Below are 24,529 nucleotides of genomic sequence, written 5' to 3' on the forward strand. Positions count from 1 at the left end.
TTGGTGGTTGTCCGTCAGCCGCGGCTTCCGGCGACTGTCTCGCGGGCGGCGCGCAGGGACTCCTTGAGGGAGCCCATGGTGGCCAGGACGGCGGTGGGTTCGTAGCCGCAGTGGGCCATGCAGTTGGCGCAGCGCGGGTCCTTGCCCCGGCCGTACTTGCTCCAGTCGGTCTCCTCGATGAGCTGGCGGTACGTGGGGACGTAGCCGTCACTCATCAGGTAGCAGGGGCGCTGCCAGCCGAAGAGCGAGTAGTTGGGGATCGCCCAGGCGGTGCAGGGGAAGTCCGCCTTGCCCTCCAGGAAGTCCAGGAAGAGCGGGGAGTGGTTCAGCCGCCAGCGCCGCCGGTTGCCGCCGGCGAAGGCCTTCTTGAACAGCTCGCGGGTCTGCTCGACGCCGAGGAAGTGCTCTTGGTCAGGCGCCTTCTCATAGGCGTAGGCGGGCGACAGCATCATTTCGTCGACCTTGAGGTCGTCGTTGAGGAAGTTCAGGACCTCGATGATGGTCTGCGGGGTGTCCGTGTTGAAGAACGTCGAATTGGTGGTGACCCGGAAGCCGCGCTTCTTGGCCTCCTTGATGGCCGCCACCGCCTCGTCGAACACGCCCTCCTTCGCGACGGACTCGTCGTGCCGCTCCCGCATGCCGTCGATGTGCACGGCGAACGCGAAGTACGGCGAGGGCTGGAACTTGTCCAACTTCTTGCGCAGCAGCATGGCGTTGGTGCACAGGAAGACGTACTTCTTCCTCGCCACCAACTGCCGGACGATCTCATCGATCTGAGGATGCATCAGTGGCTCGCCGCCGGCGATGGAGACCATCGGCGCCCCGGATTCGAGCACGGCGCCCACGGCCTGCGCCACCGGCATGCGCTGTTTGAGCACGCCGGCCGGGTGCTGGATCTTTCCGCAGCCCTCACAGGCGAGATTGCAGGCGTAGAGCGGTTCCAACTCGACGATCAACGGGAACTTCTCACGCTTGCGGAGCTTTTGTTCAAAGAGATACGTAGCGACCTTGATGGACTGGCGCAGCGGCATGGCCATCTGGCTCACCTCCGGGGGAGCAAAGAAGAACGGTGCCATTCGAAGAAAGCGGGAAGCACGGCACGAAGAACGCGGAACGCTGATATTCCACCGCGCACCGTGCCGATGCGGACCAGTTCGTACTGCGGGGCGTCCACGACCACCCGGACGGCGGCAACGGGCCGCCGGCCGGCGCGCACGGCGCGGCGCAGCGTCGCGGCGGACTCCATGTCCACGGCGATCGCGCCGGTGGCCAGCAGGGCGCCGCGCTCGGCGCCCCGCACGACGTGGTCGGAGCCGGTGAGCGGGCCGGTGTGGACGGTGCGGCCGGGCAGCGTCCGCACCAGCTCCTCCACCAGCACTCCGGTGTCCGTGCACGGGGTGCTGCCGCCCTCGTCCCTGGTCTCCTCGGCGACGACGAGGTCACCGGGGTGCATCCCGGGGGCCAGTCCCGCGCAGAAGCCGGTGGCCACGACGGACGCGCCGCGCAGGGGCACGGTGCCGAGCGCCCGGCCGACGGCGCGCTCGGCGTTGACCGGACCCATGCCGGTGCGCAGGACGGTCATGGCCGCCGGGGCGCCGTCGCGGTCGCCCGTGCGCAGGGCGAGGCGCTCGATGCCGAGCGCGCAGGCGATCAGCAGCGGGGCGGGGCCCGGCCGGGCGGCCGGGGCCTCGGTCATCAGCCGGCCTTGGCGGGGCGGCCGGGGCCGCCCGCGAACGGCTCGCCGTTGACGTACCTGCCCAGCGCGGTGAGGGGGAACACCTGGCGGTAGAGGTGGTAGTTGATGGAGAAGTCCCAGGGGAAGCCGGTGCCGGTGAAGTACGGCTCGTCCCACGACCCGTCCTCGGCCTGCGTGCCGACGAGCCAGTCGACGCCCCGCCGCACGGACGGGGTCTCGCGCTCGCCCGCCGAGAGCAGGGCGAGCAGCGCCCAGGCGGTCTGCGAGGCGCTCGACGTGCCGTGTCCGGCGAAGCCCCGGTCGCGGTAGGAGCGCAGGTCCTCGCCCCAGCCGCCGTCGTCGTTCTGCACCGACTCCAGCCAGCGCACGGCCCGGCGGATCGCGCCGTGCGAGGCGGGCAGGCCGGCCGTGATCAGCGCGGGCACCACCGACCCCGTGCCGTACACGTAGTTGACGCCCCAGCGGCCGAACCAGGCCCCGTCGGGCTCCTGTTCGGCCAGGAGCCAGTCGATGGCGCGCCGGGTGCGCGGGTCGTGGGACATGCCCTCGACGGCGAGCATCTCCACGACGTGCCCGGTGACGTCGGCGGACGGCGGGTCGATGACCTCGCCGAAGTCGCAGAACGGCAGCCGGTTGGGGAAGGGGCTGGTGTTGTCGACGTCGAAGGCGGCCCAGGCACCGTTCCTCGACTGCATGCCGAGGGTCCAGCGCACCCCGCGCTCGATGGCGTTCTCCACGCGCTCCTTGTCGGGGTGCGCGACCCGGCGCAGCGCCAGAGCGACCTCGGCGGTGTCGTCGATGTCGGGGTAGTTGTCGTTGTGGAACTCGAACGCCCAGCCGCCGGGGGTGAGTTCGGGTCTGCGCACCGACCAGTCGCCGGGCCGCACCACCTGCTCGCCCAGCATCCAGTCGGCCGCCTTGATCAACTGGGGGTGGTCGGCGGGCAGTCCGGCGTCGGCGAGCGCGATGGTGGCGAGGCAGGTGTCCCACACGGGCGACTGGCAGGCCTCGATCATCCGCGCGCCGTCCTCGCGCCACACCGCGAACCGGTCGAGCGAGGCGAGCCCGGCCTTCAGGACCGGGTGGTCTAGGTCGTAGCCGAGCAGGTGCAGGGCGATGACCGAGTAGACGGCGGGCGGCTGGATCCCGCCCCAGCAGCCGTCGTTCTCCTGGCGCTCGATGATCCAGCGGGCCGCGCTGTTCATCGCGGCCCTGCGCAGCCGGCGTGGCGCGACCTTGTGGTAGACGTGCAGCGCCTTGTCCAGGCGTTGGAAGACGCCGTCCCAACTCCCCACCGGGGCGAGGGCCTTGGCGGGGTTCGGGTCGCTCGCGTCGGTGTGCAGCTCGTCGAGCGCGAAGGGGGCGGGGCGCACGGGCCGCTTCGCGGAGACGACGGTGAGAGGCACTATGGTCTGCCGGGCCCAGCAGCCGAAGTCGTAGATGTTGAGCGGGAGCCACTTGGGGAAGTAGATGAGTTCCGGCGGGAGTTCGGGCAGGTCGTCCCACTTCCACCAGCCGAACAGCGCGAGCCAGATGCGGGTGAAGACGCGGCTCGCCGCGATGCCGCCGCGCTCGCGGATCCACGCGGAGGCCCGCGCCATGTGCGGATCGTCGGGCCGGTCACCGGCCAGCCGCAGCGCGACGTAGGCCTCGATGGTGGCGGACAGTTCGCCGGGGCCGCCGAAGAACGTGGCCCAGGTGCCGTCGCCGCGCTGTTCGCCGCGGATGAAGAGCGCCGCGGCGCGTGTGGTGCGCTCGTCCCTGATGCCGAGGAACTGCCGCAGGAGCAGGTCCTCGGCGTCCATGGTCACATTGGTTTCCAGGTCGCCCTTCCACCAGCCCGCGGCGTCCTGCCGGGAGAGCAGGAAGTCGACCGAGCGCTGTATGGCGCGCGCGGCGGCCTCCCGTGCTCCCGCTGTCGCGTCACTCGCGTGGACGGGTGGGCCGGCCGAGGCCACGCGGGGCGTCACCGCTCCGGTGCTTCCGTCGGTCGTCGCTGTCATGGCTTCCCCTTCGTGCAGTCGTTTCCTCTGCTGTGGGTCCGCCGTCGGCCGACGCGAAGCGCCGGCCGGCGACTGCGAGTCATATACGGGCGATGGTGATCATCTCTTTCGTACGACGACGAAGTCGGCGAGCGCGACGAACTGCGCCCGTACCCGGTCGGGCATCTGGACGGTGTCCAGTGCCTCGATGGCGATGGTGTGCTGGCGCCGGGCCTCCTCGGCGGTCCAGGCGCGCCCGCCGGCCTCTTCGATCAGGGCGGCGCGCGCGGCGAACTCCTCCTCGGAGAAGCTCTCGAAGTCACTGCTCTTGGCGTCGGCGGCGAGCAGTTCGCCGAGGCGCTCGGAGGCGGGGCCGCCCGCGGCGAGCGCGGCGACGACGGGCAGGGACTTCTTGCGCTGGCGCAGATCGCTCCACGTCTGCTTCCCGGTGGCCTCCGGGTCGCCCCAGATGCCGAGCAGGTCGTCGACGGCCTGGAAGGCGAGGCCGAGGTGGTAGCCGTACTTCTCCAGGACGTCGGCGGTGTGGTCGTCGGCACCGCCGAGGACGGCGCCGATGGAGGCGGCGCAGGCGAGCAGGGCGCCGGTCTTGTTGCCCTCCATCTCCAGGCACTCCTCGACGGTGACCCGCTCGCGGTGCTCGTAGGAGATGTCCTGCGCCTGGCCGTCGATGAGGGCGCGGGTGGCGGTGGTGAGGCGGCGCGTGGCGCGGCCCGCCTCGACGGTGCCGATCTCCAGCAGGATCTCGTTGGCGAGCGCGAAGAGGGCGTCGCCGACGAGGATGGCCTGCGCGGGGCCGTGCACCTTCCACACGGTGTCGCGGTGGCGGCGCTGCTCGTCGCCGTCCATCAGGTCGTCGTGCAGCAGCGAGAAGTTGTGCACGAGTTCGACGGCGACCGCGCCGGGGACGCCGACCTCGGGGGCGGCGCCCGCGGCCTCGGCCGAGAGCAGGGCGAGCGCGGGGCGCACGGCCTTGCCGCCGTCGCCGTCGGACGGGTTGCCCGCGGCGTCGATCCACCCGAAGTGGTAGGCGGCGACGGTGTCCATGGGCGGCGCGAGGCGGTCCACGGCGGCCCGCAGCACCGGGGTGGCCAGCGCCCTTCCGCGCTCGAGCAGTGAGGTCACGTCCACCGTGTCGGCAGCCGTTTCGGCCGAGGGCACAGTCGGCACAGTTTCTCCTCTTGTTCCGGTGCTGTTTCTCTGGGGACCTGACCCCAGAAGGTCGAGCTTCACGCCGTCGCCTCCTCATATGCGAAGAGGTGATCACGAGGGCGGTCGAGGGTGGAGAGGGCGGCGCTCGCCGCGCCGATGCCGCTGCGCACGGCGCTCTCCATGGTCGCGGGCCAGCCGGTGGCCGTCCACGCGCCCGCGAGGTAGAGGCCGCGGGCCTTGGTGCGGGCCCCGGGCCTGAGCCGGCCGACGCCGGGGGTGGGGGCGAAGGTCGCCGTGCGCTCGCGGGTGACGAAGAAGTCCCGCACCTCGGCGCCGTGCGCGGCGGGCAGCAGCCGCTCCAGCTCGGGCAGATAGCGTTCGCGCAGCGCGGCGACGGGCGCGTCGATCTCGTCCTGGGCGGCGGACTGCGACAGCGCGAGGTACTGCCCGTCGGTGAGACCGGACGCCTCGGTCCGGTCGAAGACCCACTGGACGGGTGTGCCGAGCGCGGCGAAGAAGGGCTGTTTCAGCACCTTCCTGTCGTACACGACGTGGACGTTGAGGATCGGCGCGTCGTCGATGTCGAGGAGCCGGTCGGGCTGGTCGAGGGCGCCGTCGGGCAGCAGGTCGTGCGCCTCGTGCTGGGGCACGGCGAGCACGACGGTGTCCGCCTCGACGGCCTCGCCGGGCAGCTCCACGCGCCAACCGCCATCGCCCGTACGGGTGACGGCGGTGACGCGGGTCCTCAGTTCGGTGCGCACCCCGGCGGCGTCGAGCGCCTTGCGGGCGAGCTTGTCGTGCAGGTCGCCGAGGGGCACCCGGGACCAGCCGATGTCGGCGGCGCCCGGGTCGGAGAGCAGCCCGGTCTTGAACACCATCGCGGCGAGGCCGAGCGAGGCGTCGCCCGCGACGGCGTTGAGCGTGGCGACGCCCACGAGGTCCCACAGGGCCTCGATGGCGCGCGGCGACTGGCCGTGGGCGGCCAGCCAGCTGCCGAAGTCCTGGCCGTCGAGGACGGGGTCGGCCGGGTCGAGCCCCTTGAGGGCGAGCGCCGCGCGCCCCACCTTGGCCCGCTCGGCGAGCGAGAGGTGCGGATACGTGGCGAGGCTGGCCGCCAGATGGAGCGGCACGGGCAGCTCGGCGCGGCGCAGCCGCCCGAGGCGGTTGCGGTCGGCGTCGAGCACGGGCACGTCGAGACGTTCCTGCACGGGGGCCAGGTGCGCGCCCCCGACGCGGTCGAGGAACCACCGGTAGGCCGTGCAGCAGCGCAGATAGACGTGCTGGCCGTTGTCGACGGTCAGCTCGCCGCGCCGGAAGGAGAACGCGAGGCCGCCGAGGCGTGGGCGTCCTTCGAGCAGGGTCACGCGCAGCCCGGCGTCGGCCAGCGAGAGCGCGGCGGTGATGCCGGCGAGGCCGCCGCCGATCACTACGGCGGCCGCCCCACCAGGGCGGCCCGCGCTGTCCGCACTCGGCCCGTCGGGCCGCATGTCCTCGCTGTTCACACGCTCTCCGTTTCGGCTGTCGCAGTCTGGGACGCGACCTTGGAGCGCGGGGTTGCCCACCGATCGGTTCGGGCCGCCCCGGGGCCGCCGCGCACGCGCTTCACACGCGCCTCCTGACGGCCCGGCGGGAGACGTTGCGCGCGTCGAGGCCGGACAGGCCGCGCACGGCGACGTACGCCTTCTCGTGGCCCGGCAGCGAGACGCGGCCGCGCAGGACGGCCTCGGGCTCGCGCTCGATGCGGTCCAGCAGGCGGCGGTAGATGCCGGCCATGGCGGCGACGCAGGCGCCGCTGCGCCGGTCCAGCATGGGGAGCAGCCGGTAGCCCTCGGCGAACAGGGCGCGGGCGCGGCGCACCTCGAAGTGGACGAGGCCGGCGAAGTCGGACCCGGGGGGCGGCACGGCGCCCGAGAAGCCCGCGGCGCAGCCGAACTTCGCGAGGTCCTCGGCGGGCAGGTAGGTCCGTCCGTCCTCCGCGTCCTCGCGAACGTCCCTGAGGATGTTGGTCAGTTGGAGTGCGAGACCGAGCGTGTCGGCATACTCCGGCGCGCGCTCGGCATCGAGCGCCCCCTGTTCGGTGCCGAACACGCCGAGGGAGAGCCGGCCGATCGCCCCGGCGACACAGCGGCAGTAGGCCTTCAGGTCCTCCCAGGTCTCGTACGTCTCACCGCGTACGTCCATCTGGACGCCGTCGATGAGTTCGTCCAGGCCCTCCAGCGGGATGGGGAAGTGCGCCGCGGCGTGGGCGAGGGCGACGGCCACCGGGTCGGTGTCGTCCTCCCGCACGCGACCCGCGCGGACGCGCTCGACGAGCTGCCGGGTCTCGTCCAGCCGGTCCGCCTTGACGCCTGGGGCCAGCGCGCCGTCGCCGATGTCGTCCACGCGCCGCGAGAGGGCGTAGAGGGCGGACATGGCGCGCCGCTTGGGGGTCGGCAGCAGCCTGATGCCGTAGGCGAAGTTGCGCGCCTGCTGTCCGGTGACGGTCTCGCAGTAGCCGTACGCGGCGAGTACCGGCGCGGACAGCTGCGGATCTGACTCCACGGCCCGGCTCACCCCTTCCCTCGCAGAACCGCCCCGGCCTCGCGCAGCAGGCGGGGCCCGGTGGGCTTGGGCGGGCCGGGAAGCACGTCGTACCCGGCGTCGGCGATCGCGCGGACCGCCGCCCTCCCCCCGGCCACGAACCCGGCCAGCAGCAGCTTCAGCCTGCCGTGGACGCTACCCACCAGGGGGGTGCCTTCATTCAGGAGGTGACGGGCGCGTTCCGCTTCGTATGCGACCAGTGCGCGCGCCGATGCGCCTGCTGTGGGTGCGGCCAGGTCGGCCTCGCTGACGTGGAAGCGCAACATGTCCTCGATGGGCAGGTAGATGCGGTCGCGCCGCAGGTCCTCGGCGACGTCCTGGAGGTGTTCGACGATCTGCAGACCGGTGCAGACGGCGTCCGACAGGCGCAGCCGCTCGGGGGTGGCGGTGCCGGTGATGGCGAGGACGAGGCGGCCGACGGGGTTCGCGGACAGTGCGCAGTACGCCACGAGGTCGTCGTACGTCTCGTAGCGCGTGACGTGCTGGTCCTGGCGGTTGGCCGCGATCAGGCCGAGGAAGGGGTCGACGGTCACGGCGCCGCGGTCGGCGGCGGGCCGCAGCGCCCCCACCAGCGGGTGGCCGGCCTCGCCGCCGCCGAAGAGCGTGTGCAGGTCTGCCTCGACCGCGTCGAGCAGGCGCAGCGGGTCGGCGTCCGCCGGGTCGAGGCCCAGGTGGCGGGCGTGCGCCGCCTCGGGCGCCAGGTCGCTGTCGCCGATGTCGTCGATGAGCCGCACGACGCCGTAGACGGCCATGAGGTCCTCGCGCCAGGCCCGGGGCAGGAAGAAGGGGGCCACGGGGAAGTTCTCGGCCGCGGCCTTGTCCAGGACGGCGGATGCATCGCGGAGCCGGAGATCGTCCGTAGCCATTGCCGTCACATCTCCCGTTCTACACTGCCGACCCAATACATCCCATTTCGGACACGCCGCCCAGCCCCGCCCGAGATGGACCACGCCCCCGGCCGGGGAACCGCGCGATATCGCCCCACTTGCGGCGAATCAGCACCGGTACAGCTTACGTTGTACAACCCCACACGTACCGTCGGGGTGTTCGGCACATCACAACAACACACCGATTGGTGTCAACCTTCCGTGTACGGCGGCGAGTTGACGTGCCGCGAGGGGCTCGCGGGGCCCGGGGACACGGCAGGGCCCCGCGGGGAAGATCCCTGCGGGGCCCTGCCGCCGGACGGGTGGTCCACGGTGGCGCGAACGGGTTACTTGCCCGTGAACTTCTCGTACTCCTTGATGACCTCGTCGGTCGGTCCGTCCATGCGCAGCTCGCCGCGCTCCAGCCACAGCACGCGGTCGCAGGTGTCACGGATGGACTTGTTGTTGTGGCTGACGAGGAAGACCGTACCGGCCTCCTTGCGCAGCTCCCGGATGCGGGCCTCGGAGCGCTTTTGGAACTTGCGGTCGCCGGTCGCCAGGGCCTCGTCGATCATCAGGACGTCGTGGTCCTTGGCCGCCGCGATGGAGAACCGCAGGCGGGCCGCCATGCCGGAGGAGTAGGTGCGCATCGGCAGGGTGATGAAGTCGCCCTTCTCGTTGATCCCGGAGAAGTCGACGATGTCCTGGTAGCGCTCCTTGATCTGCTCGCGGGACATGCCCATCGCGAGGCCGCCGAGGATGACGTTGCGCTCGCCCGTCAGGTCGTTCATCAGGGCCGCGTTGACGCCGAGCAGCGAGGGCTGGCCGTCGGTGTAGACCTTGCCCTGCTCGGCGGGCAGCAGGCCCGCGATGGCGCGCAGCAGGGTCGACTTGCCCGAGCCGTTCGAACCGATCAGGCCGATGGCCTCGCCGCGGTAGGCGGTGAAGCTGACGCCGCGCACCGCGTGCACCTTGCGTACGCCGCGCTCCTCGCCTCGCCGGAGGATGCGGCTCAGCGCGGAGGTGGCACTGCCCTTGCCCGTCCGCGCGCCGTTGACGCGGTAGACGATGTGCAGCTCGTCGGCGATGACGGTGGGGATGTGCCCCTTGCCTGCGTTCTTGCCGAGGCTGACCTCGGCGCTCTTGTCATCAGCCACGGCCGTACCGCTCCTCAGCCTTCCAGAAGTACACGAACCCGCCGGCGGCGAGCAGGACGGCCCAGCCCAGCGCGACGGCCCAGACGTGCGGCGGCAGGTTCTCCGACCCGTAGCCGTCGATGAGCGCGAACCGCATGAGGTCCATGTAGATGGCGGCCGGATTCCACTGGAGCACGTCCGCGATCCAGGCCGGATGTTTCTCCAGCATGACGGGGATGGAGAACATCACGCCGGACGCGTACATCCACGTACGCATCACGAAGGGCATCAGCTGGGCGAGGTCGGGGGTCTTGCTGCCCAGCCTCGCCATGATCATCGCGAGGCCGGTGTTGAAGAGGAACTGCAGCACCAGGACCGGCACGATCAAGAGCCAGGACAGCTTCGGGTAGCTGCCGAAGCCGATCATGATGATGAACAGCACGATCATCGAGAACAGCAGTTGCTGGAGCTGCTGGAGCGAGAAGGAGATCGGCAGCGAGGCACGCGGGAAGTGCAGCGCGCGCACCAGGCCGAGGTTGCCCGCGATCGCCCGGACGCCCGCCATCACCGAGGACTGCGTGAAGGTGAAGACGAAGACGCCGGTGACCAGGAACGGGACGTAGACCTCGCGGGGCATGCCCCGGTCGGCGCCCAGGATCAGGCCGAAGATCAGGAAGTAGACGAGCGCGTTGAGGAGCGGCGTCGCCACCTGCCACAGCTGACCCAGCTTGGCCTGGCTGTACTGGGCGGTGAGCTTTGCCTGGGAGAAGGCGAGGATGAAGTGACGCCGTCCCCAGAGCTGGCGGACGTACTCGAAAAGTCCGGGCCGGGCGCCGCTGACGGTCAGACCGTACTGGGCGGCGAGCTCGGCCCGGGAGAGCCCGTCATCGGGCGGCGGTGTCGACGGGGACGCTGTCACCGCGACTCCGCCGTCATGCGTTGTCTCACTCACGAGTGGAAACTTTCGTCTTCAGATGCGCAGCCGGTCGGGCGTAGGCCTGGGCCAGGGACCGGGGTATGGCCCAGATGCTCTCAGATCCGAGCTTGTCAGATGACAGGAGGTCGGCCCAGTCGCGTCAGCCGCCACACCGTACGCCACTTCATGGGAGAGCGCGGTCCGCACGGTGTGCTCCAGCCCTCCTTGAACCCGCCGAACCAGGCCTTCAGCGCGGGTCCCGAGGGCCGCCGGGCGAGGGTGAGCAGCATCCAGACGCCGAGGTAGACGGGGACCAGCGGCGCGGGGAGGTTGCGGCGGGCCAGCCAGACGCGGTTGCGGGCGACCATCCGGTGGTAGACCGCGTGCCGGGAGGGCGCGGTCGTGGGGTGCAGGAGCACCATGTCGGACCGGTAGTCGATCATCCAGCCGGCGTCCAGGGCGCGCCAGGCGAGGTCGGTCTCCTCGTGGGCGTAGAAGAACTCGCCGGGGAGCGGGCCGACCTCGGCGATGACCTTCGTGCGGACGGCGTTGGCGCCGCCGAGGAAGGTCGTCACGCGCGAGGAGCGCATCGGGTCGGAGGCCCGCAGCCGCGGCACGTGGCGCCGCTGGGTCTCACCGGTGTCCGGGTCGGCGATGCGGAAGCTGATGATGCCGAGCCGCGGGTCGGCGGCGAAGGCCTCGCGGCACAGCCGCGCCGTGTCCGTGTGGGCGAGCAGGCCGTCGTCGTCCAGGAAGAGCAGGACGTCGACGTCGGTGCCGCCGGGCCCGAAGGCCTCGATGCCGACGTTGCGGCCGCCGGGGATGCCGAGGTTCTCGGGCAGTTCGACCGTGCGGACGCCGTCGGGCACGTCCGGCACCGGGGCGCCGTTGCCGACCACGACCACCTCGACCGGGTCGCCGTCCTGCTTGGCGACCGAGTCGAGGAGGGCGCGCAGCTCCTGCGGCCGGTTGCCCATCGTGATGATGACGGCGCCGACCTTCAGCTCTTGTGCCGGGGTGTTCACTTCAACCTGCTCGATACGAGGATGGACACGAGGTGGAGCAGGGTCTGGAGCATCGCGATGCCCGCGAGGACCGCGACGCCGACGCGCGAGAAGAACAGGTCGCCCCGGACCTGGTCCACGATCGCGAGGGCCAGGATCAGCAAGGACGCCTCGACGCCGAGGATCAGCCGGTGGAACTTCAGCGCGGCGGCCGCCCTGCGGGCCAGCGCCATGCCGGAGGAGCGCGGCTCGGACGCCGACTCCTTGACCGGCTCCTTGCCCGTCTGGTGGCGGGCGACGCCGACGAGGTCGGTCTCGGCCTTGATCAGGATCGCGCCGAGGGCGGCCAGGGTGCCGAGGAAGGCCCACAGCCAGTCGATGCGCCCCGAACCCCACAGGTCGGCGGCGCGCAGCCCGAAGCCGACCAGGACCGCGGCGTCGCACAGGTAGGCGGCGACCCGGTCGAGGTAGACGCCGGCCATCGAGTACTGCTTCTTCCAGCGGGCGATCTCGCCGTCGACGCAGTCGAGCAGCAGGTAGAGCTGGACCGCGAGCACGCCGAGCACGGCGCCCGTGATCCCCGGCACCAGCAGGGCCGGGGCGGCGAGGGCGCCGGCGACGGTCATCACGTAGGTCAGCTGGTTGGGCGTGACCCGCGTGTTCACCAGGTGCCGGTCGATGCGCAGGGACACCTCGCGCATGTAGAGCCGGCCGGCCCAGTGTTCGCCGCTGCGCCGGTCCTTCACCCCCGGGGGGTGAACGACCGGGCGGAGCTCAGCTACCGATGGTTTTTGCATAGTCGGCGTATGCGTCCCTGATCTGGTCGGTGGACAGGTCGAGGTGTTCCAGGATGGTGTAGCGGCCCGGGCGGGTCTGCGGAGCGAACTCCACGACCTTCACGAACTCCGCCACGGTGAAGCCGATCTCCTCCGGCAGCACAGGCAGGCCGTGGCGGCGCAGCACCGAGGCCATGTACGCCGACTCCTCGCGGGCACCGCGCAGGTGCATCGCGAAGGCCGCGCCGAGGCCGCACTGCTCGCCGTGGCTGGCGGCGCGCTTGGGGTAGAGGAGGTCGAAGGCGTGGTTGATCTCGTGGCAGGCGCCGGACGCCGGGCGGGAGTCGCCCGAGACGGACATCGCGATGCCGGTGAGGACCAGGCCTTCGGCGAGGACCTGGAGGAAGGCGTCGTCGCCGACCCCGCCGGGGTGGCGCAGGACGGCCTCGCCCGCTTGGCGGGCCATGGCGGCCGCCAGGCCGTCTATGTCCTCGCCGCGCTCCCGGGCGGCCAGCTCCCAGTCCGCGATCGCGGAGATGTTGGACAGGGCGTCGCCGATGCCGGAGCGGACGAAGCGGACGGGCGCCTCCCGGATCACATCGAGGTCGATGACGACCGCGATGGGGTTCGGCACGCCGTACGAGCCGCGGCCCGCGTCGTTGTCGAGGGTCGCGACGGGCGAGCACAGGCCGTCGTGCGACAGGTTCGTCGCGACGGCGACCAGCGGCAGACCGACGCGCGCCGCGGCGAACTTGGCGCAGTCGATGATCTTGCCGCCGCCGAGGCCCACGACCGCGTCGTAGCGGCCCTTCTTCATGGCGTCGGCGAGCTTGATGGCGTCATCGAGGGTGCCGCCGCCCACCTCGAACCACTCCGCGCCGGGCAGCGACGGCATGAGGCGGTCGCGCAGGACCGCACCGGAGCCACCGCTGATGGCGATGGCGAGCTTGCCGGTCGACGAGCAGATCCGCTGGTCGGCGAGGACACCGGCCAGGTCGTTGAGCGCCCCCGGCCGGATGTCGACGACGACCGGCGAGGGGATGAGCCTCGTCAGTACTGGCACGCGATCTCCCGGCCCTTGGTGAGGTCGTCGTGGTTGTCGATCTCGACCCACTTGACGTCACCGATCGGGGCCACGTCCACCTTGAAGCCGCGGTTGACCAGCTCCTGGTAGCCGTCCTCGTAGTAGAGGTCGGGGTCGCGCTCGAAGGTGGTCTTCAGGGCGTCGGCCAGCTCGTCGGCGGCGGAGCCCTCGATGAGGGTGACGCCGATGTACTCGCCGGTGGCCTCGGAGGGGTCCATCAGCTTGGTGATGCGCTGGACGCCCTTGGCGTCGTCGACGATGACCTTCATCTCCTCGTCGGCGAGCTGCTTCACCGTGTCGAGGGCGAGGATGATCTTCTGGCCGTTGCCGCGGGCGGCGAGCAGCGTCTTCTCGACGGAGACGGGGTGCACGGTGTCGCCGTTGGCGAGGATCACGTCGTGCTTGATGGCGTCACGGCCGCACCACAGGGAGTAGGCGTTGTTCCACTCCTCGGCCTTGTCGTTGTCGATCAGGGTGAGCTTGAGGCCGTACTTCGCCTCCAGGGCCGCCTTGCGCTCGTAGACGGCCTCCTTCTTGTAGCCGACGATGATCGCGACCTCGGTCAGGCCGATCTCGGCGAAGTTGCCGAGCGTCAGGTCGAGGATGGTGGTGTCGCCGTCGACGGGCACCAGGGCCTTGGGCAGGGTGTCCGTGTAAGGGCGAAGACGCCGTCCGGCGCCGGCCGCCAGCACGAGGCCGATCATGCGGGTTCTCCTTCATCGTGTACGGCGGGTGCGCCCTGTTTCTCTGCGGCGACCCAGAAGCGGATGCTCTCGACGAGCACCACGAGTGCCACGGCCACGGCGAGTGCCGTGAGCGCGACGGGGAAATCTGCGGCGGGCAGCACAGCCGCCGCCAGCGCGACCACGAGGGTCCTGCCCTCCTGGCCGCCGATCGCGCGCACCAGCCAGGCCGGCGGCGCGCCGGTGCCGCCCTTGATGCGGTACACCGTGTCGTAGTGATGGTAGGCGACCGCGGCCACCAGTCCGAAAGCCGCCGGAAGCGCCCCATTCACGTCCGCCTTGGCCGCCAGGACAAGGATCGTGCCGTATTCGGCGGCGCGGAAGAACGGCGGGACGAGCCAGTCGAGGGCGGCCTTGAGGGGCCGCGCGAGCGCCAGACCGGACAGGGCGATGTAGATCACCGCGCCGACGACCACCCACGGGCTGCCGTACGTCGTGAAGGCGGCCGGGCCCACGAGCGCCGCTCCCCCGAGGAAGGCGAGCGCGGGGGCGGGCCGCAGCCAGGCGGGGAGCTCGAGCGCGGCGAACGCCGAGGCCTGGGGCCCGTTGTCGGCGAGGTCGGCGAGCGCCGTCGCGGCACGGTCGGTACGGGTGGCCTTGCGGGTCAGCGAGCGCAGGACGCGGCCGGCGGTGGTGTAGCAGGCGGCGAGCGCGCAGCCGATGAGCAGCACGACGAGGGTGATGCGCGGGGTGGTGAGCGCGGTGAGCACGGCGATCATCGCCCAGCGCTCACCGATGGGCAGCACGATCATCCGGCGCACCCAGACCGTCCACCCGACGCTGTCGAGCTTGTCGGAGAGGGCCGCGGTGGGGCTGGTGTTGGCCGTCGCGTCGTGGTTCGCCTCGTTGAAGGAGAAGTCCACGACGTGCCGGCAGGTCTGGAGCACCATCGCGCCGAGCGCGAGCGCCCATACGTCGTCACCGCCGCGGGCGGCGCCGAGCGCGAGGCCCGCGTAGTAGGCGTACTCCTTGGCGCGGTCGAACGTGGCGTCGAGCCAGGCGCCGAGCGTCGAGTACCGCAGGGAGTAGCGGGCGAGCTGCCCGTCGGTGCAGTCCAGGACGAAGGAGAGGATCAGCAGCAGGCCGGCGGCGACGAAGCCGCCGCGCGTCCCGGTCGCCGCGCAGCCCGCCGCGATCAGGGCGGTGAGCAGCGAGGCGGTGGTGACCTGGTTCGGGGTCAGGCCGCGGCGTGCGCACCAGCGGGCGAGGTAGCGGGAGTACGGGCTGATGGCGTACGTCGTGAAGAAGCCGTCCCGCGACTTGACCGCGGTGCGCAGGCGCACGGCCTCGTCGTCGACGGCGGCGACGGCCTGCCGGGCCTCGTTGCGGGTCTGGGGGTCGGTGGGCACGGTGGCGACGAGGGTGCCGAGTTCGGGCCGGTGCACGTCCGTCGCCTCGGCCGCCATGGCGGCGGCGAGGGAGTCCGGGAGCACCTCCGAGGCCGGGACGCCGCCGGTGGTGGCGCTCGTGCGCAGCGCGTGCGTCAGGGCCCTTCGGGCCTGTGGCCCGGCGGTGACGGCGCCGGGCACCGCCGCGGCGGTGAAGCGGGGGTCGGTGAGACCGAGGCGCAGCGCGTGGACGTGTCCGACGAAGCGGGCGTCGACGACGGCGACCCGCTGGTCACCCGGGACGGCGGCGAGCAGCATCTCGGCGTCCGCAGCGTCGGAGGCGACCCGCACGTCGAAGCAGAGGGACCGCAGATCGCCTTCGAGCGGCGACCCGGGGACCGGCTGACCGGTGACGATGGCGGTCGACAGACGAACTCACTCCTTGATTCCCGGCACGGCTGGCGCCGGGCACGTGCGTAAGGGGGGCGCCCCTGGCCTGGGCGGCCGGGCGGCACGTCGGCAGAGGCTATCGGATGATGGGAAGCGGGCGTTCACCACCCGTTCACGCCCCGATAAGGGCGGCCTGCCAGGGCCTGGGCCCGCACGATCATCATGGTGGATGGGGGCCCGCCCCTCCAAACCGCGCCCGTCCGGTGCCCGGCTTGCCCGCATAGGGCTCGCTTAGGGACGGGTGGCCCGGCCCCTTAGGGTGGGCGCCCATGACATGGCTGATCACCGGCGGAGCCGGATATATCGGGGCACACGTGGCGCGGGTCATGACCGGCGCCGGCGAGGACGTCGTCGTACTGGACGACATCTCCTCGGGGGTGCCGCAGCGGCTCCCCGCGGGTCTGCCCCTCATCAAGGGCTCCTCGCTGGACGGCGATCTGCTGCGCCGCGTCCTCGCCGAGCACGCCGTGACGGGGGTGGTCCACCTCGCGGCCCGCAAGCAGGTCGGGGAGTCGGTGGAGCAGCCGCTGCGCTACTACCGGGAGAACGTGGGCGGCCTGGTGACGCTGCTCGACGCGGTGGCCGAGGCGGGGGTGCGGCGGTTCGTGTTCTCCTCGTCGGCGGCGGTGTACGGCAACCCGCCGGACGTGGAGCTGATCGGCGAGGACACCCCCTGCGCCCCGGTCAGCCCCTACGGCGAGACGAAGCTCGCCGGGGAGTGGCTGGTGCGCGCGGCCGGGCGGGCGCACGGCATCGCGACGGTGTGCCTGCGCTACTTCAACGTGGCGGGCGCCGCCGCCCCCGAGCTGGCGGACACCGGTGTCTTCAACGTGATCCCGATGGTCTTCGACCGTCTCACCCGCGACGAGGCGCCCCGCGTCTTCGGTGACACCCACCCCACTCCCGACGGCACCTGCGTACGCGACTACGTCCACGTCTCCGATCTCGCCGAGGCCCACCTGGCGGCGGCCCGGCGGCTTACTGAGGGGGCCAAGGGCGATCTGACGGTGAACATCGGCCGCGGCGAGGGTGTTTCCGTACGGGAACTGATCGACCTGATCGGTGAGGTGAGCGGCGACCGGCGGCCGGCGCTCGTCGAGCCGGCGCGTGCCGGTGACGCGCCGCGGGCCGTGGCCGACGCGCGGCTGGCCGCGCGGGAGCTGGGCTGGACGGCCCGGCTCGGGGTGCGGGAGATGGTCGAGTCGGCGTGGGCGGGATGGTGTCTGCACCACCCCGGAGCGCGCCGCGCCTGATCGTCGCGGAGCCCTGACCTGCACCCCTTCCCTTGACGGCAATCGTTGCCATTTTCGCAGGTCAGGGCAGATGACAACGGTGTTCAGTGCCGCGTTGCCAGATACCCCCCACCCGTAGTTGACTGTGGTCGCGCGACGACCGGACAGCAGACCGAGGACCGATGCGGGAGGCGGGCTCCATGGGGGCTGGGCACGATCACGGACATACGCACGGCGCACCGACGACGGGTACGGCGGCCCATGCCTACAAGGGGCGGCTGCGGGCGGCGCTCGCCATCACCGTCACGGTGATGTGCGCCCAGATCGTCGGTGGCCTCATGGCGGATTCGCTCGCGCTCATCGCGGACGCGACGCATATGGCGACCGACGCCCTGGGCCTCGGCATGGCTCTGCTCGCCATTTACTTCGCGAACAGAGCGCCCACGCAGAACCGCACCTTCGGTTACGCCCGCGCCGAGATACTCGCCGCGCTCGCCAACTGCCTGCTGCTGCTCGGCGTGGGCGGCTACGTGCTGTACGAGGCGGTCGAGCGGTTCATCACCCCGGCCCAGACGCAGGGCTCCCTGACCGTCTTCTTCGGCGCCTTCGGCCTGGTCGCGAACATGGTCTCGCTGGCGCTGCTGATGCGCGGCCAGAAGGACAGCCTCAATGTGCGCGGCGCCTTCCTGGAGGTGGTGGCGGACACCCTCGGCTCGGTCACGGTCATCGTCTCGGCGACCGTGATCATGCTCACCGGTTGGCAGGCGGCGGACCCGATCGCCTCGCTCGTCATCGGCGTCATGATCGTCCCGCGTACGGTGAAGCTCTTGAAGGAGACCTTGAACGTCCTGCTGGAGTCGGCGCCCCCGGGCGTCGACATGGCCGAGGTGCGGGCCCACATCCTCGACCTGCCCGGCGTCGAGGACGTCCACGACCTGCACGCCTGGACGATCACCTCGGGCATGCCCGTGCTCAGCGCACATGTCGTCGTCGGCTCCGACACCCTGGACTCGATCGGCCACGAGAAGATGCTGCACGAGTTGCAGGGCTGCCTGGGCGACCACTTCGACGTGGAGCACTGCACGTTCCAGCTGGAGCCGAGCGGCCACGCGGAGCACGAGCTGAAGCTCTGCCACTGACCGGGGCGGGCGGCTCGTGCCGACGAGCGCGTCCGCCCGCATGTCCCGGCGTGCATCCGCGCGCCGGGACATGCGGGTCCTGGAGTGCCTGGAGTGTCCAACGGGTACGGCAGACTTGAGGCTCGAACCGAAGCGAAGGATGAGTATGCCGATCACACCTGCCACCGCGGCGAACACCTCGTCGAACGGGAACGGCACCGGAGAAGAGATCTTGCTCGAACTCGTCGACGAGGACGGCAGGACGATCGGCACAGCGGAGAAACTCTCCGCGCACCAGGCGCCCGGGCAGCTGCACCGGGCGTTCTCCGTTTTCCTCTTCGACGAACAGGGCCGGCTGCTGATCCAGCAGCGCGCGTCCGGCAAGTACCACTCCCCCGGCGTCTGGTCGAACACCTGCTGCGGCCACCCCTACCCGGGCGAGGCGCCGTTCGCCGCGGCCGCCCGGCGCACGTACGAGGAGCTGGGTGTCTCGCCGTCGCTGCTCGCCGAGGCGGGCACCGTGCGCTACAACCACCCGGACCCGGCGTCGGGCCTGGTGGAGCAGGAGTACAACCACCTCTTCGTGGGGATGGTGCAGTCACCGCTGCGCCCGGACCCCTCCGAGGTCGGCCGGACCGCGTTCGTGACGGCCGAGGAGCTGACGGCCCGGCACGAGGAGGCGCCGTTCTCCGCGTGGTTCATGACGGTGCTCGACGCGGCACGGCCCGCGATCAAGGAGCTGACCGGGGCCGCCACCGGCTGGTAGCCGCCCGGCCCGTCCGCGTCCGCCGCCGGGCGGGACGGGCCTCGTCAGCGGCCGTGGCCGGGCTTCAGGGGCAGCGCCGCCCAGATGACCTTGCCCCCGCTCGCGGTGTGCTCCACGTCGCAGGCGCCGCCCGCCTCCTCGGTGATCTCGCGGACGATGAGCAGCCCCCGGCCGCCCGTCTGCCCGTGGTCGGCCACCAGCGCCGTCGGCCGGTAGGGATGGTCGTCCTCGACGGAGACCCGCACCCATTCGGCGCCGACCGCGACCTCGACCGCGAGCATCGGCGAGAGCAGGGCCGCGTGCCGCACCGCGTTCGTGACCAGCTCCGAGACGATGAGCAGCAGGCCCTGGATGAGGTCGTCCGAGGCCGGTACGCCCTGCCGGGCCAGCAGGTCGCGCACCGCGTGCCGCGCCTGGGGGACGGACGCGTCGACGGCGGGGGCGGTGAAGCGCCACACCCCTTCGTACGGCACCTGCCCGTCCCCGCCGGGGAGTGGGCCGGGGCCCCTCCCGTCGTTCTCCATCGTCCGGTCGCCGCCCTCGCGCTCGATTGTCACCACATGTCGAGTGTTGGGAACGTACAGCTCTGGACCGCGCTACTGACCAGAAGTCAGCGATTAATGACGGGATTTGATCGAAGGCGTATGACAGCGTCAGTTGTACGACTGATTCTGTCCTCCTTGTTCGCGCTTCCCGGTTTCTTCAGGTTGTACGAGACTCACGATGCGGCGGCCGCCGATGCCGGTGGCGATCAGTCCCAGACCGTCGAAGAGCAGTGCCAGGGAGAAGAAGCAACCGATGACGTACTGACTGCTGCTCGGCCACTCGGCGAGCACCAGGATGCCGATGAGCAGACCGAAGGCCCCTTGCAGCAGGGTCAGGGCGAACTGGGGGCCGCGCACCACGAGGCTGCCGACCAGGCGGAACACCCCGCCGGTCAGGAAGAGGAGCGCCGCGAACATGGTCAGCGCCTCCGCCGCCACGTCGGGCCTGCGGATGATCACGACACCGGCGGCGAGGTTCAGCGCGGCGACCACGACGCCCAGCCAGAAGAAGCTGCTGCCCCGCGACTGGACGGCGTGCAGCAGGCCGACGATGCCGCCGACCAGCAGGAGCCAGCCGAACAGGAGCATGGAGGTCAGGGTGGCGACGCCGGTGTAGACGAGGCCGACGATCCCGGCGACGGCCAGGATCACCCCCAGCAGCGCGAGCCAGCCGAAGCCGCGGCTGACCCGGGCGCCCTGGGCCCCGGCGCTGCCGGGCCGCGCGGATGTGGTGCCCCTACGTCGGAACATCAGGGTCTCCCTCTCGCTCGGCGACCCCCTTCTTGATCTTACGTTCGAGGGGTGCGGATAGCATCCGGCGCATGGAGCCGCAGCTGAGGCACACCGTCACCGACGGCGTCGCCACCGTCGTCATCGCTCACCCGGCCAAGCGCAACGCCATGACCGCGGACATGTGGCGCCAGGTGCCGCAGCTCCTGTCGGGGCTCAGCGCCGACCCGGGCGTGCGGGTGCTCGTGCTGACCGGTGAGGGCGCCACCTTCTGCGCGGGCGCCGACATCTCCTCGCTGCGCGGGTCGGCCGAGGGGGCGCAGGAGCTGGCGGTGCGGGCCGAGGAGGCGCTCGCGGCCTTCCCCAAGCCGACGCTCGCCGCGGTGCGGGGCTTCTGTGTGGGCGGTGGGTGCCAGCTGGCGGGGGCGTGCGATCTGCGGTTCGCGGACGAGGGCGCCTCGTTCGGGGTCACGCCCGCGAAGCTCGGCATCGTCTACCCCTCCTCGTCCACCCGGCGCCTGGTCTCGCTGGTGGGGCCGGCCACCGCCAAGTACCTGCTCTTCTCGGGCGAGTTGATCGGCGCGGAGCGGGCCCTGCGGACCGGTCTCGTCGACGAGGTGCTGCCCGCCGGCGGCCTGGACGCGCGGGTCGCCGAGTTCGCCCGCGTCCTCGCCACGCGCTCCCAGCTGACGCAGGCGGCGGCCAAGGAGTTCGCCGCGGGACGCATGGACCGGGATGCCCACTGGACGGAGCAGGCGCGCCTCGGCGGCGACACGGCCGAGGGCGTCGCCGCCTTCCTGGAGCGCAGGCAGCCCCGCTTCACGTGGAGCGCCCCGGCCGGGTGAGCCAGGAGCCCCCTAGGGGTGCCGGGCCTGGTCACAGGTGGTGGGAGGTCGTGGGGACGGAAGGTTTCCCCCTCACATACCAACCAGTAGGTAACCTGTTGCCATGACCTCTACGACGCCCTCGTCCCCGGCCCTCGCGCTCCACCCGCGCGCCGGGCGCCGCTGCCACACCGTGCTGAACGCCACGCACTCGTCGCACTACTTCTCGCCGGACGTCACGCGGGAGCTGGCGGGGCTCGGGATCACCCACTCCGCCGCCGTGAACTTCGCGGTGCGCGCGGCGGCGCTCGGGGCCGTCGGCGCGGGCACGGTCGCCGCCACCTTCTACAACTACAAGTACGAGCTGGTCGCGGCGCACGTGCCGAGGATCTGGGACACCGCCTCCCCCGCGGACGTCCTCGCGGCCCGGCTGCGCGGTGTCGACGCGACCCTGCGCAGGCTGCTCGGCGACGACGCGGTCGCCTCGCCGGAGATGGCGGAAGCCGCCCGTCTGGCGCTGCGCGCCACCGAGGCCTGCTCCCGCGCCGCGCGGCCCCTGTACTCCGCGCACGCCGACCTGCCGGTGCCCGAGGAGCCGCACCTCGCGTACTGGCACGCGGCGACGCTGCTGCGCGAGCACCGCGGCGACGGGCACCTGACCGTGCTGCTCGGCGCCGGTCTCGACGGCCTGGAGGCGATGGTGACCCACACCGCCACCGGCAAGGGCACCGCCCCCAAGTGGGTCCTGGCCACCCGCGGCTGGAACCGGCAGGAGTGGGACGCGGCCGTGGAGCGGCTGCGCGGGCGCGGACTGCTGGACGGCGAGGGGGAGTTGACCGAGGCGGGCGTGGCGCTGCGCCGGGAGGTCGAGGCCGAGACGGACCGCCTGGACCGGGCGCCCTATGAGCACCTGGGCGTGGCGGGCGTCGAGCGGCTGACGGAGCTGGGCACCGCGTTCATCGGCACGGCGCTGGAGGCCGGCGCGTTCCCGGCGGATCTGGTCGGCAAGGGCTGAGACCGGGCTGGGACCGCGCTGGGACCGGCAGGGGTTTGCCGGTCTCAAGGGTCGGGCCCGCCGGGTCCGACCCCCGTCGTCGGTGCCACCTGCCACAATTGCCCGGCAACCCCAGCGAGAAGGCGGTACCGGAACGTGGCAGCTTTGAAGACGTCCACTCCCTCGTCCATCGAAGGCAGGATCGCCGAGGAGCTCGGCGTACGGGAGCGGCAGGTGAAGGCCGCCGTCGACCTGCTCGACGGCGGTTCGACGGTGCCCTTCATCGCGCGCTACCGCAAGGAAGCGACCGAGATGCTCGACGACGCGCAGCTGCGCGCGCTCGAGGAGCGGCTGCGCTATCTGCGCGAACTGGAGGACCGGCGCGCGGCGATCCTCGACTCGGTCCGTGAGCAGGGCAAGCTCACCGCCGACCTGGAGGCACGCATCCGCGAGGCCGACACCAAGGCGCGCCTGGAGGACATCTACCTGCCGTTCAAGCCGAAGCGGCGCACCAAGGCGCAGATCGCCCGGGAGGCGGGCCTGGAGCCGCTGGCCGACGGGCTGCTCGCGGACCCGGCCGTGGAGCCGAAGGCGGCCGCCGCCGCGTTCGTGGACGCCGGCAAGGGCGTGGCCGACCCGCAGGCCGCCCTCGACGGAGCGCGCGCGATCCTCGCCGAGCGGTTCGCGGAGGACGCCGACCTCATCGGTGAGCTGCGGGAGCGCATGTGGGGGCGCGGCCGGCTCGTCGCCAAGGTCCGGGAGGGCAAGGAGGAGGCGGGCGCCAAGTTCGCCGACTACTTCGACTTCGCGGAGCCCTTCAAGGAGCTGCCCTCGCACCGTGTGCTCGCCATGCTGCGCGGCGAGAAGGAGGAGGTCCTCGATCTCGTCCTGGAGCCCGAGGAGCCCGTGGCGGGCCCTTCCTCGTACGAGGGGATGATCGCCCGGCGCTTCGGCGTCGCCGACCGGGGCCGCCCCGGCGACAAGTGGCTCCAGGACACCGTGCGCTGGTCCTGGCGGACCCGCATCCTCGTCCACCTCGGCATCGACCTGCGGCTGCGACTGCGTACGGCCGCCGAGGACGAGGCGGTGCGGGTCTTCGCGGCCAACCTGCGCGACCTGCTGCTCGCGGCGCCCGCGGGCACGCGCGCGACGCTGGGCCTCGACCCCGGGTTCCGTACGGGTGTGAAGGTCGCCGTCGTGGACGCCACCGGCAAGGTCGTCGCGACCGACACGATCCACCCGCACGTCCCGGCGAACAAGTGGGACCAGTCGCTGGCGACGCTCGCCGGGCTCGCCAGGAAGCACGCGGTCGACCTGATCGCCGTCGGCAACGGCACGGCCTCGCGCGAGACCGACAAGCTGGCCGCCGAACTCATCGAGAAGCACCCGGAGTTGAACCTCACCAAGGTGATGGTCTCCGAGGCCGGCGCCTCGGTGTACTCCGCCTCGGCGTTCGCCTCGCAGGAGCTGCCGGACCTCGACGTGTCGATCCGCGGCGCGGTCTCCATCGCGCGGCGGCTCCAGGACCCGCTCGCGGAGCTGGTGAAGATCGACCCGAAGTCGATCGGCGTCGGCCAGTACCAGCACGACCTGTCGGAGGTGAAGCTGTCGCGTTCGCTGGACGCCGTCGTGGAGGACTGCGTGAACGGCGTCGGCGTGGACGTGAACACCGCCTCCGCCCCGCTGCTCGCCCGGGTCTCCGGCATCGGCGCGGGCCTCGCGGAGAACATCGTGGCGCACCGCGACGCGAACGGCCCCTTCAAGAGCCGCAAGGCCCTCAAGGACGTGCCACGCCTCGGCCCGAAGGCGTACGAGCAGTGCGCGGGCTTCCTGCGCATCCGTGGCGGCGACGACCCGCTGGACGCCTCCAGCGTGCACCCGGAGGCGTATCCGGTGGTGCGCAAGATGGCGAAGTCGGCGGGCGCGCAGGTCTCCTCGCTGATCGGCGACACGGCGACGCTGCGGTCGCTGCGGCCGGACGACTTCGTGGACGAGGTCTTCGGTCTGCCCACGGTCACCGACATCCTGAGGGAGCTGGAGAAGCCCGGGCGCGACCCGCGTCCCGCCTTCAGGACGGCGACCTTCAAGGACGGCGTGGAGAAGATCTCCGACCTGGCCCCGGGGATGATCCTCGAAGGCGTCGTGACGAACGTGGCCGCGTTCGGTGCCTTCGTGGACGTGGGGGTGCACCAGGACGGTCTGGTGCACGTCTCGGCGATGTCCGAGACCTTCGTGAAGGACCCGCGGGACGTGGTCAAGCCCGGCGACATCGTCAGGGTGAAGGTCATGGACGTCGACATCCCGCGCAAGCGGATCTCGCTGACGCTCCGCCTCGACGACGAGGCGGCCCCCTCGGGCGAGGCGGGCGCGGAGCGGCCCAAGCGCGGCGGGCGCCCGCCGCAGCAGCGGCGCCAGGGACGGGGCGGTCAGGGAGGTCAGGGGCAGGGCGGCCAGGGGCAGGGCGGTCAGGGCCGGCGCGGGCAGAAGCCGCAGCGGCAGGGCCCGCCGCCCGCCAACGACGCGATGGCCGAGGCGCTGCGGCGGGCCGGTCTGGTCGATCCGAAGCGGGGCTGACGAGGGGGCGGCGGGG

General features: G+C 71.8%; 22 protein-coding genes. 6 read left to right on the forward strand and 16 right to left on the reverse strand.

The window, feature by feature from the left end:
• Positions 1 to 14: 14 nt before the first annotated feature.
• The 14 genes from hpnH to ABZ385_RS01300 all read right to left on the reverse strand — a co-directional run bounded on the left by hpnH (position 15) and on the right by ABZ385_RS01300 (position 15,710).
• Positions 15 to 1,037 carry an adenosyl-hopene transferase HpnH gene (gene hpnH, locus ABZ385_RS01235; RefSeq protein WP_358577501.1) on the reverse strand — a complete coding sequence of 341 codons (1,023 nt, stop codon included), beginning with the start codon at positions 1,035 to 1,037 and terminating at the stop codon, positions 15 to 17.
• 5 nt (positions 1,038 to 1,042) lie between these two features.
• Positions 1,043 to 1,696, reverse strand: a complete 654-nt coding sequence (locus ABZ385_RS01240) for a 1-hydroxy-2-methyl-2-butenyl 4-diphosphate reductase (protein WP_358908997.1) — start codon at positions 1,694 to 1,696, stop codon at positions 1,043 to 1,045.
• Positions 1,696 to 3,699 (reverse strand): squalene--hopene cyclase, encoded by a 2,004-nt coding sequence (gene shc, locus ABZ385_RS01245; RefSeq protein WP_358908999.1) that lies wholly within the window; start codon positions 3,697 to 3,699, stop codon positions 1,696 to 1,698. The genes ABZ385_RS01240 and shc overlap by 1 nt, the downstream gene beginning before the upstream one ends.
• A 99-nt stretch (positions 3,700 to 3,798) precedes the next feature.
• Complete coding sequence (locus ABZ385_RS01250) at positions 3,799 to 4,929, reverse strand: polyprenyl synthetase family protein (RefSeq protein WP_358577494.1); 1,131 nt, start codon at positions 4,927 to 4,929, stop codon at positions 3,799 to 3,801.
• On the reverse strand, positions 4,926 to 6,335 hold the full coding sequence (hpnE, locus tag ABZ385_RS01255; RefSeq protein ID WP_358577689.1) for a hydroxysqualene dehydroxylase HpnE: 1,410 nt from the start codon (positions 6,333 to 6,335) through the stop codon (positions 4,926 to 4,928). Before hpnE ends, ABZ385_RS01250 begins: the two co-directional genes overlap by 4 nt.
• A gap of 115 nt (positions 6,336 to 6,450) precedes the next feature.
• Positions 6,451 to 7,401, reverse strand: a complete 951-nt coding sequence (hpnD, locus tag ABZ385_RS01260) for a presqualene diphosphate synthase HpnD (RefSeq protein ID WP_358577492.1) — start codon at positions 7,399 to 7,401, stop codon at positions 6,451 to 6,453.
• Positions 7,398 to 8,294 (reverse strand): squalene synthase HpnC, encoded by an 897-nt coding sequence (hpnC, locus tag ABZ385_RS01265; protein ID WP_358577489.1) that lies wholly within the window; start codon positions 8,292 to 8,294, stop codon positions 7,398 to 7,400. The genes hpnD and hpnC overlap by 4 nt, the downstream gene beginning before the upstream one ends.
• A 347-nt stretch (positions 8,295 to 8,641) precedes the next feature.
• Positions 8,642 to 9,451 carry an ABC transporter ATP-binding protein gene (locus ABZ385_RS01270; RefSeq protein WP_358577487.1) on the reverse strand — a complete coding sequence of 270 codons (810 nt, stop codon included), beginning with the start codon at positions 9,449 to 9,451 and terminating at the stop codon, positions 8,642 to 8,644.
• Positions 9,444 to 10,382, reverse strand: coding sequence for an ABC transporter permease (locus ABZ385_RS01275; RefSeq protein ID WP_358577485.1), 939 nt, complete (start codon positions 10,380 to 10,382; stop codon positions 9,444 to 9,446). Before ABZ385_RS01275 ends, ABZ385_RS01270 begins: the two co-directional genes overlap by 8 nt.
• 95 nt (positions 10,383 to 10,477) lie before the next feature.
• Positions 10,478 to 11,350 (reverse strand): glycosyltransferase, encoded by an 873-nt coding sequence (locus ABZ385_RS01280; protein WP_358577687.1) that lies wholly within the window; start codon positions 11,348 to 11,350, stop codon positions 10,478 to 10,480.
• Between the two features lie 17 nt (positions 11,351 to 11,367).
• Complete coding sequence (locus ABZ385_RS01285) at positions 11,368 to 12,147, reverse strand: CDP-alcohol phosphatidyltransferase family protein (RefSeq protein ID WP_358577482.1); 780 nt, start codon at positions 12,145 to 12,147, stop codon at positions 11,368 to 11,370.
• Entirely contained in the window at positions 12,125 to 13,189 is a 1,065-nt protein-coding gene (locus ABZ385_RS01290) for an iron-containing alcohol dehydrogenase family protein (protein WP_358577480.1), read from the reverse strand. Before ABZ385_RS01290 ends, ABZ385_RS01285 begins: the two co-directional genes overlap by 23 nt.
• Positions 13,177 to 13,914 carry a phosphocholine cytidylyltransferase family protein gene (locus ABZ385_RS01295; RefSeq protein ID WP_358577478.1) on the reverse strand — a complete coding sequence of 246 codons (738 nt, stop codon included), beginning with the start codon at positions 13,912 to 13,914 and terminating at the stop codon, positions 13,177 to 13,179. The genes ABZ385_RS01290 and ABZ385_RS01295 overlap by 13 nt, the downstream gene beginning before the upstream one ends.
• Positions 13,911 to 15,710, reverse strand: a complete 1,800-nt coding sequence (locus tag ABZ385_RS01300) for a DUF5941 domain-containing protein (RefSeq protein ID WP_358909299.1) — start codon at positions 15,708 to 15,710, stop codon at positions 13,911 to 13,913. Before ABZ385_RS01300 ends, ABZ385_RS01295 begins: the two co-directional genes overlap by 4 nt.
• 290 nt (positions 15,711 to 16,000) lie before the next feature.
• Between ABZ385_RS01300 and galE the strand changes: the two genes are divergently transcribed.
• From galE to idi, 3 genes are all read left to right on the forward strand, one after another.
• Positions 16,001 to 16,984 (forward strand): UDP-glucose 4-epimerase GalE, encoded by a 984-nt coding sequence (gene galE / locus ABZ385_RS01305; protein WP_358587108.1) that lies wholly within the window; start codon positions 16,001 to 16,003, stop codon positions 16,982 to 16,984.
• 179 nt (positions 16,985 to 17,163) lie between these two features.
• The gene (locus ABZ385_RS01310) at positions 17,164 to 18,102 is read left to right on the forward strand and encodes a cation diffusion facilitator family transporter (protein ID WP_358909001.1); all 939 of its coding nucleotides are present in this window, start codon (positions 17,164 to 17,166) and stop codon (positions 18,100 to 18,102) included.
• A gap of 145 nt (positions 18,103 to 18,247) precedes the next feature.
• The gene (gene idi / locus ABZ385_RS01315; RefSeq protein WP_358587104.1) at positions 18,248 to 18,847 is read left to right on the forward strand and encodes an isopentenyl-diphosphate Delta-isomerase; all 600 of its coding nucleotides are present in this window, start codon (positions 18,248 to 18,250) and stop codon (positions 18,845 to 18,847) included.
• 44 nt (positions 18,848 to 18,891) lie between these two features.
• Here idi and ABZ385_RS01320 read toward each other — a convergent pair whose 3' ends face one another.
• Both ABZ385_RS01320 and ABZ385_RS01325 read right to left on the reverse strand, forming a co-directional pair.
• Complete coding sequence (locus ABZ385_RS01320; protein ID WP_358587111.1) at positions 18,892 to 19,371, reverse strand: ATP-binding protein; 480 nt, start codon at positions 19,369 to 19,371, stop codon at positions 18,892 to 18,894.
• A gap of 129 nt (positions 19,372 to 19,500) precedes the next feature.
• The gene (locus tag ABZ385_RS01325) at positions 19,501 to 20,142 is read right to left on the reverse strand and encodes a DUF308 domain-containing protein (protein ID WP_358587102.1); all 642 of its coding nucleotides are present in this window, start codon (positions 20,140 to 20,142) and stop codon (positions 19,501 to 19,503) included.
• 71 nt (positions 20,143 to 20,213) lie between these two features.
• Here ABZ385_RS01325 and ABZ385_RS01330 point away from each other — a divergent pair, with 71 nt between their 5' ends.
• The 3 genes from ABZ385_RS01330 to ABZ385_RS01340 all read left to right on the forward strand — a co-directional run bounded on the left by ABZ385_RS01330 (position 20,214) and on the right by ABZ385_RS01340 (position 24,513).
• Complete coding sequence (locus ABZ385_RS01330; protein ID WP_358587100.1) at positions 20,214 to 20,966, forward strand: enoyl-CoA hydratase/isomerase family protein; 753 nt, start codon at positions 20,214 to 20,216, stop codon at positions 20,964 to 20,966.
• A 103-nt stretch (positions 20,967 to 21,069) separates the two neighbouring features.
• On the forward strand, positions 21,070 to 21,960 hold the full coding sequence (locus ABZ385_RS01335) for a hypothetical protein (protein WP_358909003.1): 891 nt from the start codon (positions 21,070 to 21,072) through the stop codon (positions 21,958 to 21,960).
• 135 nt (positions 21,961 to 22,095) lie between these two features.
• A complete protein-coding gene (locus ABZ385_RS01340; protein WP_358909004.1) occupies positions 22,096 to 24,513 on the forward strand; it encodes a Tex family protein in 2,418 nt (805 codons plus the stop codon).
• Positions 24,514 to 24,529: the final 16 nt, after the last annotated feature.

Origin of the sequence: Streptomyces sp. NPDC005898, from assembly GCF_040629635.1 — a bacterium.
In the GTDB taxonomy this organism is placed as follows: Bacteria; Actinomycetota; Actinomycetes; order Streptomycetales; family Streptomycetaceae; genus Streptomyces.

Bases quoted from the DNA above. Each gene is read 5' to 3' on its own strand.
- ABZ385_RS01295 (WP_358577478.1), bottom strand. From the start codon at position 13,914: ATGATCGGCCTCGTGCTGGCGGCCGGCGCCGGACGGCGTCTTCGCCCT.
- ABZ385_RS01335 (WP_358909003.1), top strand. From the start codon at position 21,070: ATGACCTCTACGACGCCCTCGTCCCCGGCCCTCGCGCTCCACCCGCGC.
- ABZ385_RS01310 (WP_358909001.1), top strand. From the start codon at position 17,164: ATGGGGGCTGGGCACGATCACGGACATACGCACGGCGCACCGACGACG.
- idi (WP_358587104.1), top strand. From the start codon at position 18,248: ATGCCGATCACACCTGCCACCGCGGCGAACACCTCGTCGAACGGGAAC.
- ABZ385_RS01320 (WP_358587111.1), bottom strand. From the start codon at position 19,371: ATGGAGAACGACGGGAGGGGCCCCGGCCCACTCCCCGGCGGGGACGGG.
- ABZ385_RS01330 (WP_358587100.1), top strand. From the start codon at position 20,214: ATGGAGCCGCAGCTGAGGCACACCGTCACCGACGGCGTCGCCACCGTC.
- hpnH (WP_358577501.1), bottom strand. From the start codon at position 1,037: ATGGCCATGCCGCTGCGCCAGTCCATCAAGGTCGCTACGTATCTCTTT.
- ABZ385_RS01325 (WP_358587102.1), bottom strand. From the start codon at position 20,142: ATGTTCCGACGTAGGGGCACCACATCCGCGCGGCCCGGCAGCGCCGGG.
- ABZ385_RS01285 (WP_358577482.1), bottom strand. From the start codon at position 12,147: ATGCAAAAACCATCGGTAGCTGAGCTCCGCCCGGTCGTTCACCCCCCG.
- hpnE (WP_358577689.1), bottom strand. From the start codon at position 6,335: ATGCGGCCCGACGGGCCGAGTGCGGACAGCGCGGGCCGCCCTGGTGGG.
- galE (WP_358587108.1), top strand. From the start codon at position 16,001: ATGACATGGCTGATCACCGGCGGAGCCGGATATATCGGGGCACACGTG.
- shc (WP_358908999.1), bottom strand. From the start codon at position 3,699: ATGACAGCGACGACCGACGGAAGCACCGGAGCGGTGACGCCCCGCGTG.
- ABZ385_RS01240 (WP_358908997.1), bottom strand. From the start codon at position 1,696: ATGACCGAGGCCCCGGCCGCCCGGCCGGGCCCCGCCCCGCTGCTGATC.
- hpnC (WP_358577489.1), bottom strand. From the start codon at position 8,294: ATGGCTACGGACGATCTCCGGCTCCGCGATGCATCCGCCGTCCTGGAC.